At 53.2% G+C, this 15,431-nt stretch carries 16 protein-coding genes; 5 read left to right on the top strand and 11 right to left on the bottom strand.

The window, feature by feature from the left end; all coding sequences use genetic code 11:
* Nucleotides 1-23: 23 nt before the first annotated feature.
* Together BSZ31_RS12205 and BSZ31_RS12200 are read right to left on the bottom strand one after the other, a co-directional pair.
* A complete protein-coding gene (locus tag BSZ31_RS12205; protein ID WP_168426965.1) occupies nt 24-758 on the bottom strand; it encodes a 3'-5' exonuclease in 735 nt (244 codons plus the stop codon).
* Nucleotides 755-2,716 (bottom strand): DUF294 nucleotidyltransferase-like domain-containing protein, encoded by a 1,962-nt coding sequence (locus tag BSZ31_RS12200; RefSeq protein ID WP_105028986.1) that lies wholly within the window; start codon nt 2,714-2,716, stop codon nt 755-757. The genes BSZ31_RS12205 and BSZ31_RS12200 overlap by 4 nt, the downstream gene beginning before the upstream one ends.
* 181 nt (nt 2,717-2,897) lie before the next feature.
* Between BSZ31_RS12200 and BSZ31_RS12195 the strand changes: the two genes are divergently transcribed.
* Nucleotides 2,898-3,341, top strand: a complete 444-nt coding sequence (locus BSZ31_RS12195) for a YkgJ family cysteine cluster protein (RefSeq protein WP_105028985.1) — start codon at nt 2,898-2,900, stop codon at nt 3,339-3,341.
* Here the strand turns inward: BSZ31_RS12195 and BSZ31_RS12190 are convergent, their stop codons facing one another.
* From BSZ31_RS12190 to BSZ31_RS12170, 5 genes are all read right to left on the bottom strand, one after another.
* Entirely contained in the window at nt 3,342-4,076 is a 735-nt protein-coding gene (locus BSZ31_RS12190) for a LamB/YcsF family protein (RefSeq protein ID WP_105028984.1), read from the bottom strand. It abuts the gene before it with no gap.
* The gene (locus BSZ31_RS12185; RefSeq protein WP_168426964.1) at nt 4,066-5,040 is read right to left on the bottom strand and encodes a biotin-dependent carboxyltransferase family protein; all 975 of its coding nucleotides are present in this window, start codon (nt 5,038-5,040) and stop codon (nt 4,066-4,068) included. The genes BSZ31_RS12190 and BSZ31_RS12185 overlap by 11 nt, the downstream gene beginning before the upstream one ends.
* Nucleotides 5,033-5,752, bottom strand: a complete 720-nt coding sequence (locus tag BSZ31_RS12180) for an allophanate hydrolase subunit 1 (RefSeq protein ID WP_206018599.1) — start codon at nt 5,750-5,752, stop codon at nt 5,033-5,035. The genes BSZ31_RS12185 and BSZ31_RS12180 overlap by 8 nt, the downstream gene beginning before the upstream one ends.
* A gap of 91 nt (nt 5,753-5,843) precedes the next feature.
* Nucleotides 5,844-6,317, bottom strand: coding sequence for an Hsp20 family protein (locus BSZ31_RS12175; protein ID WP_105028981.1), 474 nt, complete (start codon nt 6,315-6,317; stop codon nt 5,844-5,846).
* A gap of 132 nt (nt 6,318-6,449) precedes the next feature.
* Entirely contained in the window at nt 6,450-6,845 is a 396-nt protein-coding gene (locus BSZ31_RS12170) for a YchJ family protein (RefSeq protein ID WP_168426963.1), read from the bottom strand.
* A 91-nt stretch (nt 6,846-6,936) separates the two neighbouring features.
* On the opposite strand from BSZ31_RS12170, the gene BSZ31_RS12165 reads away from it, so the two are divergent.
* The gene (locus BSZ31_RS12165) at nt 6,937-8,364 is read left to right on the top strand and encodes an amidase (protein WP_105028979.1); all 1,428 of its coding nucleotides are present in this window, start codon (nt 6,937-6,939) and stop codon (nt 8,362-8,364) included.
* Here BSZ31_RS12165 and BSZ31_RS12160 read toward each other — a convergent pair.
* On the bottom strand, nt 8,348-8,848 hold the full coding sequence (locus BSZ31_RS12160) for an alpha/beta fold hydrolase (RefSeq protein ID WP_146106682.1): 501 nt from the start codon (nt 8,846-8,848) through the stop codon (nt 8,348-8,350). The two genes, BSZ31_RS12165 and BSZ31_RS12160, sit on opposite strands and share 17 nt — an antisense overlap.
* Nucleotides 8,803-9,225: an alpha/beta fold hydrolase gene (locus tag BSZ31_RS12155; RefSeq protein ID WP_105028977.1), complete on the bottom strand. Its 423-nt coding sequence runs from the start codon at nt 9,223-9,225 to the stop codon at nt 8,803-8,805. Before BSZ31_RS12155 ends, BSZ31_RS12160 begins: the two co-directional genes overlap by 46 nt.
* 194 nt (nt 9,226-9,419) lie before the next feature.
* Here BSZ31_RS12155 and flhD point away from each other — a divergent pair, with 194 nt between their 5' ends.
* Nucleotides 9,420-9,737 (top strand): flagellar transcriptional regulator FlhD, encoded by a 318-nt coding sequence (gene flhD / locus BSZ31_RS12150; protein ID WP_240605703.1) that lies wholly within the window; start codon nt 9,420-9,422, stop codon nt 9,735-9,737.
* Between the two features lie 56 nt (nt 9,738-9,793).
* Complete coding sequence (gene flhC, locus BSZ31_RS12145; RefSeq protein ID WP_168426962.1) at nt 9,794-10,360, top strand: flagellar transcriptional regulator FlhC; 567 nt, start codon at nt 9,794-9,796, stop codon at nt 10,358-10,360.
* 115 nt (nt 10,361-10,475) lie between these two features.
* Here the strand turns inward: flhC and BSZ31_RS12140 are convergent, their stop codons facing one another.
* Together BSZ31_RS12140 and BSZ31_RS12135 are read right to left on the bottom strand one after the other, a co-directional pair.
* Nucleotides 10,476-10,943: a DUF1854 domain-containing protein gene (locus BSZ31_RS12140; RefSeq protein WP_105028974.1), complete on the bottom strand. Its 468-nt coding sequence runs from the start codon at nt 10,941-10,943 to the stop codon at nt 10,476-10,478.
* Nucleotides 10,936-13,059: an ABC transporter ATP-binding protein gene (locus tag BSZ31_RS12135; protein ID WP_105029862.1), complete on the bottom strand. Its 2,124-nt coding sequence runs from the start codon at nt 13,057-13,059 to the stop codon at nt 10,936-10,938. The genes BSZ31_RS12140 and BSZ31_RS12135 overlap by 8 nt, the downstream gene beginning before the upstream one ends.
* Before the next feature lie 168 nt (nt 13,060-13,227).
* Between BSZ31_RS12135 and BSZ31_RS12130 the strand changes: the two genes are divergently transcribed.
* Nucleotides 13,228-15,420, top strand: a complete 2,193-nt coding sequence (locus BSZ31_RS12130; protein ID WP_240605702.1) for an acetate--CoA ligase family protein — start codon at nt 13,228-13,230, stop codon at nt 15,418-15,420.
* The last annotated feature ends 11 nt before the right edge of the window (nt 15,421-15,431 follow it).

The raw sequence follows: 15,431 nt of genomic DNA, 5'->3' as shown, positions 1-15,431 counted from the left end.
AAAACAAGGCTTCAATTGCAAACCTAGGTCGGCAAGTTTCGCCCAGGAAGTGTTTTAAGTCCGTTGGCAATGGTTTTCAAGTCTTTCCAATCGGTGGCTTTTCGCTTTTGCAGCATAGGCCAAAGCTTCATCAACAGCTGTGCAGTGGCTAACACATCGGCTGCCGCCTGATGCCGTTGTTCACATTCAATGCCGTATCGCTGCATCCACACATCAAGAGGAAGTTGGTGGTTTTCCTTGTGCAATACTGCAGCCAAATGCTCCAGATCGAGCCAATGCCGGTGCGTTGAACGCCCCAAAACCTTGCGCATGGCCTTATTGATCAGGATTTCGTCAAACCAACTGTGGAAGGCGATCAATGGTGAATTGCCCACATAACGCAGGAATTCCGACAAAGCCACTTCCGCCTTCACCCCTTTTTGCTGTGCGCCAATGCCAATGCCATGTATCAGAATATTGTTTTTGTCGATGGCTTCAAATTCAATCATATCGACAATATCAGGGGGCTGTTTGATAACCACCTCAAAAGTGTCTGTAAGCGATATGCGTGGGCGGCGCTGAGCATCAAACGCAATGGCAGTGGCTGCAATGGAAATCAACCTGTCTTTCTTCGGATTCAGACCGGACGATTCCACATCCAACACCACCCAGCGATCTGGGTTGGGGTTTGAAAAATCGAGTGTTTGAACCAGGCGGTTCTTGATATAACTCGCCCATCCTCGCGTGGGCAGCAATTGTCCCTGCGACGTGGTGCTCAACGCATATGCTCCATCTCGATTCGCTGCTGCAAACGGCGCCCTACCCTGAAACATTCCTTCAATATGCGGCGGTCAATGTTGTCGAGCACGTCGTAGTTCACCACGTTGGGCTGATCGGGCAAGTTGGGCACGGCCACGCCTTCATCAAGCTGTATGCGAAGGCGCATCATTTGCAAAAACTCAAAGGCGCTCACCCAAGCGTCGCGGCGCTGTTCCTCTACGCTTAAACGCTTGGCCACAGCCTCGAACCGGCGGCGGGTATTGACTTCATCAATACCAAAAACCAGCGAGAAAAAGCGCGCGGCATCGACAAATACCGCTGTACCCTGCTTTTTCAAATCAAGCGTGCGAATGTCTTCAATTTCAGTGGTGTCTATGCTGCCATGCCAGTTCAGGGGTGGGCGAAAACGCATGATGTTTTCAGCCAGCAAGCGCAAGAAGATCGTAGACTCCTTGGCGCGGGTCACAATGTAGTCCCGAAGTGGCTGCGCCAGCTCTTTGTTGCCTGCCAGCGCGCGAAGATCAAAAAATATGTTCACACGCAGCAGGTTCTCGGGCGTGGCTACATCGATCCATCGCGCAAACTTGTTCAACCACTCGCCCGCAGTCATGCAACATTCGGGGTTGCTGGCCATGATGTTGCCTTTGCACAAAGGGTAGCCGCACTGGTCCAGCGTTTGATTCACCTCTTTGCCAAAAGCCAGCCAACGTGGTCGGTCCACTTCAGGCTGATCGCTAATAAACAGCAAGCCGTTGTCCTGGTCTGTGGCAATGGTTTGCTCCGAACGGCCTTCCGAGCCGAAACTTAACCAACAGTAACTGTTGGCATCAATGCCCATCCGGTTACCCACAACCTCAAGAATGCGTTCGGTGAGCACATCGTTCAAGTGGCTGATCAATTCAGTAAGTTGCTTGGCAGCAATGCCCTGGCCCAGCAGGTTTTTGGCAAAACTGCGAATGTCATTGGCGCAGGTTCGCAACATATCGGCGTCTTGCGCTGAGCGAATGTTGCTGCTGATCTGTTTCAGCGACAAACGCTGCATGGCGAAAATATCGCGCTCGGAAACAATGCCGCTTAATTTCCCGTTGCGGGTTACTGGCACGTGGCGAATGCCAAATCTGGACATCAGCAGGGCTGCATCTTGCGCGGTGCAACTTTCATCCAGGGTATGAACCGGGGTGTTCATGACCTCCGAAATCAGCGAGCTCAAGGGCTTTTGGGCCATGGCCACGCGCGACAACACATCCTGGCGAGTCAAAATACCCTCCACCACCATAGCCTCATTCACCACGATCATGGAACCAATCCGGTGCTCATGCATCACTTCCAGCACCTGCTTCAGGGGAGTGGTGGGTGCGCAAGAAAAAGGTTCGTGACGGCATACATCGCGCAAGGGCTTTTCAAGCGTTTGCTCGGCCAGGGTTTGAGAGGAGTAAGCCACCTGAATCGCTTTTCTGGACAAATCCAGAAACTGCATGGTGCGCCGGGTTAAATAGTCGGAGAACACCGGGCTTTTACGCGCCAGGGCTTGCACGCTGTCGAAGGTAAACATCAGGCAGAAGGTGTCTTCCCGGGCGCTGTAAGTAGCTGTAACTGCGCGTTTGGCAAGAAATGCGTTGACTGGAAACATTTCCCCGGCTTCGTATTGAAACCCGGTGGAAGACAGGTCGGCCAAGCCTTTGCGGCCCACGGCAGAGCCCTTTTCAACATAATAAAGAAACTGGGGTGGGCCGTCCTCGGGCCGCACAATCACTTCGTTGGGTGCGAAATAAGTTTCAGCGCAGCCTTCAAGCAGGCAGTCCAGGTCGCGAAGCGGAATTTCACTGAACGGCGCGTGCTTGACCAACCTTTGTTTGATGTAGTCCAGCATTTGCCCGCTGGGGCTGGTACTGGTTTGGGCTGAATCAGGGGCAGCAACCCCCGAATCGGCCACAGAAGCGGCATTCGGTCGATTCACAGTCTCTCCATTTGCTGGGCTAAATGGTTTTTATAATGGTTTTCCCTATTGTAGCCTTTGCACCTTACAAAAAGCTTGTTTCTTCCAAGCCACGTCACTTGAAAATAGTGCTTGCTTTGCGCCTGTGCCAGGAATATATTCGCGCAACTCTCCCCCATGGCTGTTTTTTCCCGAGGTTAAATTGCAGTCAAACCCCACCACAATTGTTGTTGACGGCGCAGGCGTTGAAGCCCTTTGCCAAAGCTGCGGCGTGTGTTGTTCCACGTTCAGAATCAGCTTCTATTGGGGCGAAACCACGGCAGCCGAAGGCGGCGTGGTGCCGGTTGAACTGACGGAGCAAATGAACTTGTACCGCAGCTGCATGAAAGGCAGCTCTCAAACCAAGCCACGTTGCATTGCACTGTCGGGCAATATTGGCGAGTCAGTCAGCTGCACCATTTACGAAAACCGCCCCTCACCCTGCCGCGAATACGATGTATTTGACGCCCAAGGTGAATTGAACCCGCGTTGTAACCAGGCTCGCGCCAAACACGGCCTGGCACCATTGAATGTGCGCTTTGTGCCGGTTGCTGGTGTGTCTGACCACATTACTTTGCCTACACCTGAAATAAAACCCGGCAGCTAATCAGCTTGCACCACTGAATGTGTCTTGATCGTGTTCGGTAAGCGCAGCACGAACAGCCTTTGCATTGTCCAAAGCCTGTGCATTGTCGCCGTGTACACACAGGGTTTGCGCCGTGACCACGCGGCTTGAGCCATCCAGGCACTGCAATGGCCCGCCCCGAACAATCAATTCAGCCTGTGCCTTGACCTGAACCGGATCATGAAGCACAGCGCCAGGCTGGCTTCGAGGTGCCAGCGCGCCGGTGCTTAGGTAAGCCCTGTCCGGGAAGGCCTCTTCGATCACCTCGATGCCAGCAGAACGCGCCCAAGCCACCAAGGGGCTATTGGCCAAAGCCAGCAGCTTCAGGTGCGGAAAAGCATGGGCCAGATTGATGAGTAGCTCGGCCTCGGCCGCTTGAAAGGCCGCATCGTTGTACAACTGCCCGTGGGGTTTGAAATGCGCAGGGCAACACCCCAACTTCGTGGCGATGTTGTCGAAAAAATCCATTTGCCGTTTCAATTCACCCAGCAACTGTGCAGTTGAGCCTTCGGGCTTTTGACGCCCGAACCCGACTCGGTCCGGATAGCTGGGGTGGGCGCCCACCTGCACGCCATGTTCAAGCGCCAGCATGCAAGCCCGGCGAATGCTGTGTTCATCGCCAGCGTGCCCGCCGCTGGCAATATTGGCCCAGTCAACAATCTTGAACAGGGTCTCGTCGTGGGCACAACCTTCGCCCAAATCTGCATTAATCCACATGGGTAGTTGCCTTGTTGTATTCAATGGCCTGCTGGTAGCGTTTGCGGTCTAGTTCATGCCTGGCCTGTAGACGCTGCGCCTGCTGTTCATTGACCAATACCCAGCTTACGCTTTCCCCACCCCCAAGTTGTGACAATTTCCAGAGATCACATGACAATACACTGCCAAGACGTGGGTAACCGCCAGTAACCTGGGCTTCACACAGCAGCACAACCGGCTGCCCGCTAGGTGGCAACTGCACCAAACCCGGGTGCACAGCATGTGAACGCAAAGAAACCACATGCTTCAGTGACAAAGGAGATTCAACGGCCTCCAGCCGATACCCCATTCGACTGCTTCGGGTGCCCAAGCTAAAGTGTTGACGGGTAAACAGGTGCTGCGAATTTTCGCTGAGTTCAAAAAATTCCGGACCTGGCAAAACATGAAGCACCAGGCAGGCTGAATGTTCAGTGCGGGCCAGGGGCATGGCCAAACGAACACCATGCCGAATGCGGGTGGTGAATTTCTGGGCAAAATGTAGTTCATCACCCACTTGCAAGGCCCGGCCTTGTAGCCCCCCAAAACCAGCGACAAGGCAGGTACTGCGGGAACCCATCATTTCGGGCACATCCACACCACCTTGCACACAAAGCACATTCCAGAAACCCAGGCCTGGGGGCTGGGTGCGCAACACATCACCCTCCTGCAAACCCAAAACCTGACCGCACAACACTGGTTTGTTGTTTAACAAGGCATGCGCACCCCGGTTTGCAAACAAAACAAGGCATGGCTTGGCACATACAAAATCGAATTGACCCATCAGCTCCAGGCAAGCCGCATTGGCCTGGTTGCCCAAGGCAAGGTTGGCCAGGCTGAACGAGAAAGTATCCAGCACGCCCCCGATCGGTACACCCTCATGCTGGTAGCCCCAACGCCCCAGGTCGCTAACAATGCCTTGCCCTTGAGCCCTGACCACCTTAAGCATAATCAGCCCGAATGAATTGAACCGTGTCACCGGCCTTGAAAAGGGACTGCCCCTGCTGATCGGTGCGTTCAGGATCAAAAAGCACCTGCTCAACATGCCCCAACAAATGCCAACCGCCTGGACTTTCCCAGGGGTACACCGCGCAGTAATGGGCAGCGATGGCCAATGTACCCGCCGGCACCCGTGAGCGCGGCGTTTCCCGACGCGAGAAATGAAGCGGTTTGGGTAAACCTGTGAGGTAAGCAAAGCCGGGCAGAAAGCCCAAAAATTGAACGGTATAAATGGCGCTGCAATGCAGGTCAATCACTTCAGTCGGGCTTAGCCCGGTTTGCCCGGCCAGCCAGACAAGGTCTTGCCCGGCAACGCCACCGTAGTTCACAACAATGTGGTGGTGGCAGCCTGGGGTGTTTGCAAGCAATGTGGCTTTCCCGAATGGGCCAAGTATTTGGTGGAGTTGATCAAGCAATATTTCATGTTTCCCGGCGGCAAGTATTGGACTCGCAAACAACACGGTAATTGATTGATCCGCCTGCACGCACTGACAAGCTGGCCAAGCCAGAGCTTGAATGGACTGGATTAACTCTTGACGAAACACCGCCAATTCCGTGGCGGGCATGTAATTCTCGGTCGCAGAGCTATCTGTGGCCCAGTCTATCTGAATGGCACGATCGGAAACAAAGTAAGCCCTGGGCATGGATGCACGACGAGTCAAGAAGCGAGGGGTTCAGTTTAAACACAAAAAAGCAGCCAAGGGCTGCTTTTTTGCGATGCGCGAATCACTTCACACGTTTAGGCGGCGGCTTTTACGCGGCGGCTTGTCTGTCCTGATTTGCCTCGCCTGCCTCGATGGTTCGAAGACCCGATTCACCAATCGGAATTCGACGTGCTTTCATTTGCTCAGGAATTACCTTGCGCAACTCGACCACCAACAAGCCATTTTTCAGGTTGGCACCTTCCACTTGCACGTAGTCAGCCAGGTTGAATTTGCGCTCAAAACTGCGAAATGCAATGCCTTTGTGCAGGTACTGTTTGCCCTCTTCATCCGCTTTGCGGCCACGCACGGTTAGCACGCCACGCTCGACTTCCAGTTCGAGCTCTTTTTCCTCGAAACCCGCGACGGCCACACTGATTTGGTAACGGTTTTCTTCCAGCGCCTCGATGTTATAAGGAGGGTAACCAGTTGAAGTGTCTGCACGCATTGCGGCATCCAGAATGCTGGCCATTCGGTCAAAACCAATGGTGCTGCGGTACAAAGGGGTAAGGTCGATTGTTGCCATGATTCATTCTCCTGAGAAGCAAAAAATCAGTTATTCAAAATGTGCTGAAACTCTCTTGGAGACATTTCCCACATTTCTGATTTATGAACCACCCCTGAAAATTTCAAGTGCTTTCTTTGCAATTTTTTCAGGTCAAAACAGATCGCCGTCTACGTAATACCAATGCCCGTTTTCCTGCACAAAACGGCTGCGCTCATGCAGGCGACTGGCGGGCCCATTGTTGGGTTTGTAACGAGCCACAAACTCTACTTCGGCTTTGTTGCCCAGTGGCCAGTGCCCTTTCACATTCAAGCCCAGCCATTTGCCTTGTGCAAGTTCCTGCTGCAAATCGAGCTGCTTGGGGCGCGTGCTGATGTGCCAGGTTGACAACACATAGTCACTTAAACCCAAAGCGTAGGCGCTGTAGCGTGAGCGCATGAGCGCTTCGGCCGTGGGTGCCAACCCAGTGTGAAGATGAAACGGTTGGCAGCAGGCTTGATAAACGCCGTTGCCGCAAGGGCAAGGCTGTATTTTATTTTTTTGGACCATGTGGAACAAAAGCAATGAAACAGGCAGATTTTTCATTTTAGACTGAAGCCAGAGACAGCCAGCCTTAGACCAACAACAATGACCACCAACAATGACAATTAAGCCTACACGAGTGCATGCGTTTAATCATGCCGATGCCTTGGGTCATAACGATGCAGTGGCCCTGGCGGGGCAACTTCAACGCGGCGAAACCAGCGCAACTGCATTGGTTCAAGCCGCGTACCAACGACTTGAATTGGTGAACCCCGAACTGCATGCCACCGCGTGCCTTCAAGAGGAAGCGGCATTGGCGCAAGCCCGTTTTTACGACGACGTAGGCAACTTCAGGGCGTTTCAGGGCATACCGGGCTTTTTGAAAGACAACCTGGATTTGCAAGGCTTACCCACTCGGCACGGTTCAGCCGCCATGCCCGACACGGCGAGAAAGCACACCAGCGCCGTGGCACAGCAGATTATCGACACAGGCGTGGTGCTGCTGGGTAAAACAAAGCTGCCCGAGTTCGGGCTTACCGCCACCACCGAGTACAGCAAAGCCGAACCAGCGCACAACCCATGGAACATTGGGCACAGCACAGGGGGTTCTTCGGGCGGTTCGGCTGCTTTGGTGGCAGCGGGTGTGGTTCCAATTGCCCATGCAAACGACGGCGGTGGCTCAATTCGCATTCCCGCTGCATGTTGCGGGCTGGTGGGTTTGAAACCCAGCCGCGGGCGTTTGGCCATGAATGAAATGGCGAAAAGCCTGCCCATCAATATTGTCAGCGACGGGATTGTGTCGCGTAGCGTTCGGGACACTGCGGCGTTTTTCGCCTTGGCTGAAGAGCATTACAAAAACCCGACACTGCCACCACTGGGCCACATCACCACCCCTGGCCGCAAGCGCCTGAAAATCGGCATGTTCACCCAGAAAATTTCTGGCGATGAAACGGATACCGCTTGTGTGGAAGCGGTGCATAAAGCTGCTGCCCTGTGCGAAGAGTTGGGCCACGAAGTGCAGGAAATCAAGGTGCCCATCAGCGCCCAGTTTGCTGACGATTTCTTGCTGTACTGGGGCATGCTGGCCGCATCCATTTCACACTTGGGCAAACTGGCAGTTGATCGGCACATGGACACCGGAAAGCTTGAACCACTCACCCACGGTTTGGCCAAACATTTCACGCGCAACCTGCTGAAATTTCCGTTCGCTTTGCGCAGGCTTTATCAGTTTGAAGCGCAATACGCCACGGCATTTGCCGACCTAGATGTGCTGCTGAGCCCCACACTGGGCCAGCCCGCACCGCCACTAGGTTACCTGGCACTTGATCTGCCTTTTGAGCAGGCGCGGGAAAGGTTGGTTAACTTTGCATCATTCACAGCTGCTCAAAACGTGGCAGGGGCGCCAGCCATCAGCCTGCCTATGCACCACACGGCTGAAGGTATCCCCGTCGGGGTACATTTTGCCGCGGCCATGGGGCATGAATTCAGGCTGATTGAGCTTGCCCTTGAAATTGAGCAAGCCCAACCATTCAAGATGCTGGCATGAATTCCAGGTGCGCTTTGTAAACCAGAGAGGCCCGCTCGACCATGGGGCAGTGGCCTGTGTTTTCAAGCATTAAATCGACAATCGCGGGTTGAGCCTGTTTCAACACAGCCAGGCCGCTGGGGTGAACCAACTGGTCTGAATCGCCCCACACCACCATCAACGGCACAGTGGTTTTCTCCACCATCTCGTTCAAACTGACGTTGGCATCCGGGTTCACGAATTCCATGAATACCCGGTCGAGCAGTGCCTTGTTCTTGATCGACATGCGACCAAAATACTTGCGCATGAAACCCGGCATGGGCGGTGCCTTGCCATTGAAACAAAGATTGACCACCTTCTCGTATTCTTCAAAATTGGTGGGTGCAAGGATAATTTTTCCTTCGTCGGCAAACGCACGCCCAATGGCGGTGTGCTCGGCACCCTTCACGCCAGCGGGGTTTAACAAACAAGCGCTAAGAACCCGGTTTTCAAAGTTGGCGGCCAAGCACCTGCCAAATAACCGCCCATGGAGTTGCCCATGACATGGAAATTCTTAACGCCCACCGCATCCAGCCAACGCACCACCCGATCGGCCTGCTCCGCAATATTAAAACGGGCGTTGCTAGGGCGGTCAGATTCGCCAAAACCAATCAGGTCTGGAATCCACACGGTGTAATGGCGCATCAGACGCGGAGCCAGTGCCAGCCAGTTTTCCTTGTTGGCGCCAAAGCCGTGCACCAACACCATGTCGGGCCCCTGCCCGCCTTTGAAATACGCGGTGCGCCCGTCTACGGTATTGAGGCTGCTTTTGATCAAGCCCATTTGTTTGCATTTTGAGTCGATCAGTTTGCGGCACAGCCAGTTCATAAACGCATTGCTCATTGTTGTTTCACCTGTCTCGTTGTCTGGTTTCTTCTTACATGCTCAATGGCTGCTCGCTGATCTCGCTTACAGCAATTGGATGGCTTAGTTTTTTTCGCGGTTCATCAACAATACATTCACTGGGATCGATGTCTGTGGGAAGCGTCGAAACCTTCTGAAAAAGATTGCTTGATTTGAATAGGAGGATGTTCAAAATGAAAGCAAATGAACTACTGGAACAAATTCGCGAAGCCAATTTATCTTACCTGCTTCTGGCCAAACAACTCATCAACGAAGACAAAGCCGAGGCCATCATTCGCCTGGGTATCGATGAAAACACAGCCGACCTGCTGGACCAACTGACCACCGCACAGGTTTTGCGCATTGCAGCAAACGACGTGCCCATGTGCAGCATTCGGTTCGAGGACCCCGCCGTGTGGAAACTCCTCTGCGACCACGGAAAAGAACGCGCAATTTCAGGCATGCATGCTGCCATTTTGATGGCTGGCCGCAGCGCCCAAATTGCAGCTTAAGCGCACTTAGAAAACAACCGTGGTTCATGCACCTGCGGGTGCGCTGGAGAACAAACATGTCCAAGATTAAATCTTTGATGGCTGAGGCCGTGCAGATCAAACTTGCTTCTGACTTGATCAAGCTGGACGCCCGCTTGCAGGTTCTTGAAAGCGAAACCCAATTGTCGCGTGAACGCCTGATTCGCCTGTACAAGGAAATCAAGCAAAAATCGCCACCCAAGGGCATGCTGCCCTTCTCCACAGACTGGTTCATGACCTGGCAACCCAATATTCACTGTTCGCTGTTCATGAATTTTTACTCCACTTGCATCAAGCACACCGACCTTGAAGACGGCGAATGCCTGGTCAAGGCCTATAAGCTTTATCGCGAGCAGATCACTGCCTTGGGCCTGCCCGAAGTGTTGTCCCTAACCCGCGCATGGCGCCTGGTGAAGTTTTTTGATGCTGGCATGTTGACCACCACGGCCTGTAAAACCTGCGAAGGGAACTTTGTGGTGCACACCTATGACCTAGTAGGTAACTATGAGTGCGGTTTGTGCAACATGCCTTCACGGGCAGGAAAAACCAAACAAGACGCAGCCACCCGCTTCTTCAATGAAGAAAGCATGCTCGAAACCGCTTAAAGAATTGAATTGCAGTGCCGTTGTACCAAGCAGTAGCTTGTTTTTTGTCTCTCTCCCCTGTCCGTAGTACAAGGACACTTTAAACACCTGTCAGCGATTGCTCACAGGTGTTTTTTTAAGCCATGAAGCGGGCAAGAATTTGACGGCTTCGGGCGTCCAGCGCAAACATGTCTTCGATGATGAATTGCATGCCATTGGCATGCGTCAGCACCAGCCGGCTACCCCCCAAGCGTCGAATGCTTTCATCCGTGGGCAACTCAAACTTGCAGGGTCCTTTGTCAGTTTCCAGGGTCCAGATGCTTGGTGTGGAGTAGGTGGATACCGAGGTAATTTGAAGCACTGTGGGCCTGAATTCGCGCACCGCCAGGTAGTTTTTCACCACGGCCTGCGAGTCGGCATCCAATTGATCAAGCCGGTCCAGCCAGGCCAATTCTTTGCTGTACTCATCCACAATCGAAATGCTTTCGTCAGGTGCAGAGAACGGAAAGGCCAATACTGGCATCACCTGGTCGGCCACCAATTCATCGCCTTTGTACAAGGCCAGCTTGCCCTGTGTTGATTCATGCAATCGCCAGTCAGTCATATTGGGCTTGCTCCTGCTTCAGTTTTTCCTGGGCCTGGTGCAAATGCCAGAAGTGTGATTTCGCCGCCAGCAATTCATCGTGCGGGCCTTCTTCCACCACCTTGCCACGGTCCATCACCACAATGCGGTCGGCTTTGCGCAAGGTTGAAAGCCGATGTGCAATCGCAATAGTGGTTCTTCCCTGCACCAGGTTGTCCAAGGCCTTTTGAATTTCCTTCTCGGTTTGCGAATCGACCGAGCTGGTGGCCTCGTCAAGAATGAGAATTTTAGGATCGATCAATAAGGCACGCGCAATCGAAATTCGCTGCCGCTCACCCCCGGACAAGCTTTGTCCACGCTCGCCCACCAGGGAGTCATAACCGTGCTGGAGGCGTAAAATAAACTCGTGAGCATGCGCAAGCCGCGCTGCCGCGATGATTTCTTCACGGGTGGCATCGGGGCGCCCGTAGGCAATGTTTTCAGCAATGGTACCGAAGAACAAATAAGGCTCTTGCAACACCAGGCCGATGTTTCTGCGGTAGCTGGCCATTTCAATCTGACGAATGTCAATGCCATCGGCCAGCACTTCGCCATCACTTACATCGTAAAAACGGCACAACAAATTCACCAACGTTGACTTGCCAGAACCACTGTGGCCCACCAAACCGACCATTTCACCCTGCTTCACCTTCAAGTTCACACCATCAAGCACTTGACGACTTCCGTACCGGAAAGACACATTGCGCAATTCAAGCTCGCCTTTGAGCTGATCAATGTGCACAGGGTTCTCGGCTTCTGGCACTGACGACTTGTAATCGAGAATATCGAAAATCCTTTTCGAGCCCGCTGCCGCTTTTTGGGTGACAGACACAATTCGGCTCATGGAATCAAGCCGCGTGTAAAAGCGGCCAATGTAGGCGAGGAAAGCCGTTAACACACCCACCGTGATGTCATTGTTCATGATCATCCAAATACCAGAGGCCCAAATCACCAAGATACCCAGCTCAGTCAGCAGGCTGACCGTGGGCGCAAACAGCGACCAGGTTTTGTTGATGCGGTCATTCACCTCGAGGTTGCGGGTGTTGGCCTTCAAAAAGCGATCCGACTCCCTGCGTTCTTGTGCAAAGGCTTTTACAACTCGAATACCCGGAATGGTGTCGGTCAAAATATTCGTAACCTCACCCCAAACGCGGTCAACTTTCTCAAAACCTGTGCGCAACTTTTCGCGAACCAGATGAATCATCCAGGCAATGATTGGCAAAGGCAGCAAAGTCAGCAAGGCCAGCTCGAAATCTATGTTCATGAGAATGATGGCAGTCATCACGATCATGATCACGTCGGTGATGAAATCGAGCGCATGCAGTGAAAGGAACAAATTGATTCGGTCAGTTTCCGCACTCACGCGCGCAATCAAATCGCCTGTGCGTTTCGCGCTGAAATAATCCAGCGACAAACTCATCAAATGATTGAATGTGGTGGTACGCAAATCCGAACCGATACGCTCGGAAACCAAAGCCAAAAGGTAGGTTCTTGCCCAGCTCAAGCCTGCGGCAACCACAGCCGATATCAACAAACCACTGAGATAAAACGTAGCCAGTTCAGTGTTCATGGGTTGGCCGTTCTGGAATGGAATCAGCACTTCGTCCATCAGCGGCATTGAAAGATAAGGCGCCACCAGCGTTGCGGCAGTTGACAGCAATGTCAGAATCAGCCCGGCGAACAAACGCCAGCGATAAGGGTGAGCAAAGCGCCACAGGCGCAACAATGCACGCGAGGAAACTGGTTCTTCGAAACCGGCCTCATCCAATTCTTCATCGGCCAGCAAGCGCGGCACCGGGTGCTGAATTTGGGCAGTGTGTGCTGTGCCCTGCTCGAATTCGCGCACGGCGGTTTCAAGCAACTCGACAAATTCCTCGAGCGCACGGTGCAAACTGAAGCTTGCATAGAAGCGAAACACCTGCCCGGAATCGACTTGAATCAGGACCGTAGAAAGACCGGAATGATCGGACATGGAAATTTTCTCAATACTTGAGAAAGGTGCTTTGAAAACAGGCACCTGTAATTCCTTGTCTACCACAATTAATTCATGGGCGTTAAAGGCTACAAGGCTGCGAGAAAACTCACGCCGAGTATTCATGTCAGCCACAAACACCGCTTGGGTTGGTGAATTTGCGGCCCAAACCTCTGAAAGGCGTTGTACTTCGTTTTCAGACGGTGAAAATCCAACGATTTTCAATGAGATTACCCCCTCAGTTCGCGAATTCGCTGATGTTACACCACTATTTCCAGCGACACGGAGTTAACATTGATCGAAAATCCAATCCTCGAAAACAAACCTGCCGACACTCAGCTTATGACGCAAAAATGCCTTGTAATACTCCGAACCATGTGGCTTGACGGCCCGAATATCTGGACCTATCGAAGTTGCATTGAAGCGTTGGTGGATATTCAAGAACTGGAACAATTTCCTTCCAACCTGTTGCCAGGATTTTACGAGCGATTAACGGCTTTGTTACCCGGTTTGGTTGACCATCGCTGTGGAATTGGTGAACCGGGAGGATTCCTCTTGCGGGTTCGCGAAGGCACCTACGCGGCCCACATGCTCGAACACATCGTGATTGAACTGCATACGCAGGCTGGCCTTGAAGTGGGGTTTGGTAAAGCCCGGATGACCAGCAAGGAAGGCGTGTACAAAATGGTGTTTCGCACCCCCGACCCGGTCGTGGGCATGGCTTGCCTGGAGGCGGGTGTGCGTTTGCTGCACGCTGCAATCGAAGGTGCGGAGTACGATCTACAGGCCGAGCTGAAAGTGATCAAGCACCACTGCGACATGCATGGCTTGGGGCCCAGCACACAACATATTCTGGATACAGCTTACGAGCGTCGCATTCCGATTGTTCGCCTGAACGACGGCAATCTGGTTCAACTGGGCCACGGCAACAAGCAGCAGCGAATCTGGACTGCCGAAACATCCAAAACTTCAGCCATTGCCGAAGGCATTGCCGCCGACAAAGACCTGTGCAAGGAGCTGTTGGCGCAATGTGGCGTACCCGTTCCTGAGGGGGAAATGGCCAAGAGCCCCGAGCACGCTTGGGAAATTGCACAGGATATCGGCGTGCCCGTGGTTGTGAAGCCAGTCGATGGCAACTGGGGGCGCGGCGTTTCACTTGAGCTGACCAAAGAAGAAGATGTAAAAACTGCATGGCCACTTGCGGACAAAGAAAGTTACACCGGCGTTATTGTTGAAAAATTCATTCGCGGAACCGAACACCGTGTTCTTGTCGTGAATTACCAGGTGGCTGCCGTATCGCGTGGTGAATTGGTTCATGTGGTGGGCGATGGAAAGTCGACCCTGCAAGAACTTTGCAATCAGCAAATCAACACCGACCCGCGCCGTGGCGAATCTGAAATTTTCCCTTTACGTCCGGTCAATGTGGAAAAAAACCCGGCTGTATTTCTTGAAGTACAACGTCAGGGATACACAGCAAGCTCTGTAATAGGCGATGGCGTGAAAGTGTTGATCGAGCGCAACAGCAACGCATCCGAAGACGTCACTGATTTGATTCACCCCGAAATTGCACGCTTGTGCTGTATGGCTGCCCGCGTGGTGGGCCTGGATGTGGCGGGCATCGACCTGGTATGCGAGCACATTGACCAATCGCCCAAGGGGCAATCGCTGGCGGTGGTTGAAGTCAATGCTGGACCCGGCTTGCTTATGCACATCAAGCCGGCGAAAGGCCAGGCCCGCAACGTGGGCAAACCGATCATCGAATCGCTGTTCCCAGGTGACGCCAACGGCCGGATTCCTACCATTTCTTACTCGGGCGGCCTTGAAATAGAAGGTTTTGGCCCTGAACTCACAGAAATTCTTGAAGACCAGGGACACAAAGTGGGCCTGGCCTGCGACCAAGGCCTGCTCATGAATGGCCGCACCATCAACAAAGCCCCGTCAGCGAACTGGCAATCGGGCCGCAACTGCCTGATCAACAAAAACCTGGACACCTTGGTGATGCAGGTTAAGGCCAGCACCATTTTGTCGGAAGGCCTGCCTTACGACCGTGCCAGCTTGGCAGTCATCACCAGTCTCGGCGACATGGGTGGCTTGGATGAATGGGATATTCTGACCAAGGAGCAACACTTCAATGTGATGCGCACGGTTGTAGACCTTGTACTGGGCAGCGGCCACGCGGTTGTAAACGCAGACGAAGTCAGCTTGCTGCCATTGAAAGACCTGTGCGATGGAAAGGTGATCTGGATCAGCAGCACCGCAGACAACCCCATTGTTGCGGAACATGTGAAAAACGGAGGCATGGCTGTGGTGTACCAAGGTGAAAGCATTCACTTCATGGGTAGCCGGGCCGAGGCAGAGCAACGCAGCCCGATTCCGCTGAAACAGCCCCCAGTGAGCCTTACAAAAACGCTGGCACTTGCTGCCGCTGGTTGGGCAATGGATGTGCCACACCACCTGCTGCGCGCCGATCTTCGGCAGCGCTATTAAACCCAATGCTG

Source organism: Limnobacter sp. SAORIC-690 (genome assembly GCF_002954425.1).
In the GTDB taxonomy this organism is placed as follows: domain Bacteria; phylum Pseudomonadota; class Gammaproteobacteria; order Burkholderiales; family Burkholderiaceae_B; genus Limnobacter; species Limnobacter profundi.
Note: the sequence above shows the minus strand (reverse complement) of the source record. Positions and strands in the feature narration are given on the sequence as shown.

Coding starts and splice junctions, on each gene's coding strand:
- BSZ31_RS12190 (WP_105028984.1), bottom strand. CDS start 4,076: ATGTGGATTAATGCAGATTTGGGCGAAGGTTGTGCCCACGACGAGACC.
- BSZ31_RS12185 (WP_168426964.1), bottom strand. CDS start 5,040: ATGCTTAAGGTGGTCAGGGCTCAAGGGCAAGGCATTGTTAGCGACCTG.
- BSZ31_RS12175 (WP_105028981.1), bottom strand. CDS start 6,317: ATGGCAACAATCGACCTTACCCCTTTGTACCGCAGCACCATTGGTTTT.
- BSZ31_RS12170 (WP_168426963.1), bottom strand. CDS start 6,845: ATGGTCCAAAAAAATAAAATACAGCCTTGCCCTTGCGGCAACGGCGTT.
- BSZ31_RS12165 (WP_105028979.1), top strand. CDS start 6,937: ATGACAATTAAGCCTACACGAGTGCATGCGTTTAATCATGCCGATGCC.
- BSZ31_RS12155 (WP_105028977.1), bottom strand. CDS start 9,225: ATGAGCAATGCGTTTATGAACTGGCTGTGCCGCAAACTGATCGACTCA.
- flhD (WP_240605703.1), top strand. CDS start 9,420: ATGAAAGCAAATGAACTACTGGAACAAATTCGCGAAGCCAATTTATCT.
- flhC (WP_168426962.1), top strand. CDS start 9,794: ATGTCCAAGATTAAATCTTTGATGGCTGAGGCCGTGCAGATCAAACTT.
- BSZ31_RS12140 (WP_105028974.1), bottom strand. CDS start 10,943: ATGACTGACTGGCGATTGCATGAATCAACACAGGGCAAGCTGGCCTTG.
- BSZ31_RS12135 (WP_105029862.1), bottom strand. CDS start 13,059: ATGAATACTCGGCGTGAGTTTTCTCGCAGCCTTGTAGCCTTTAACGCC.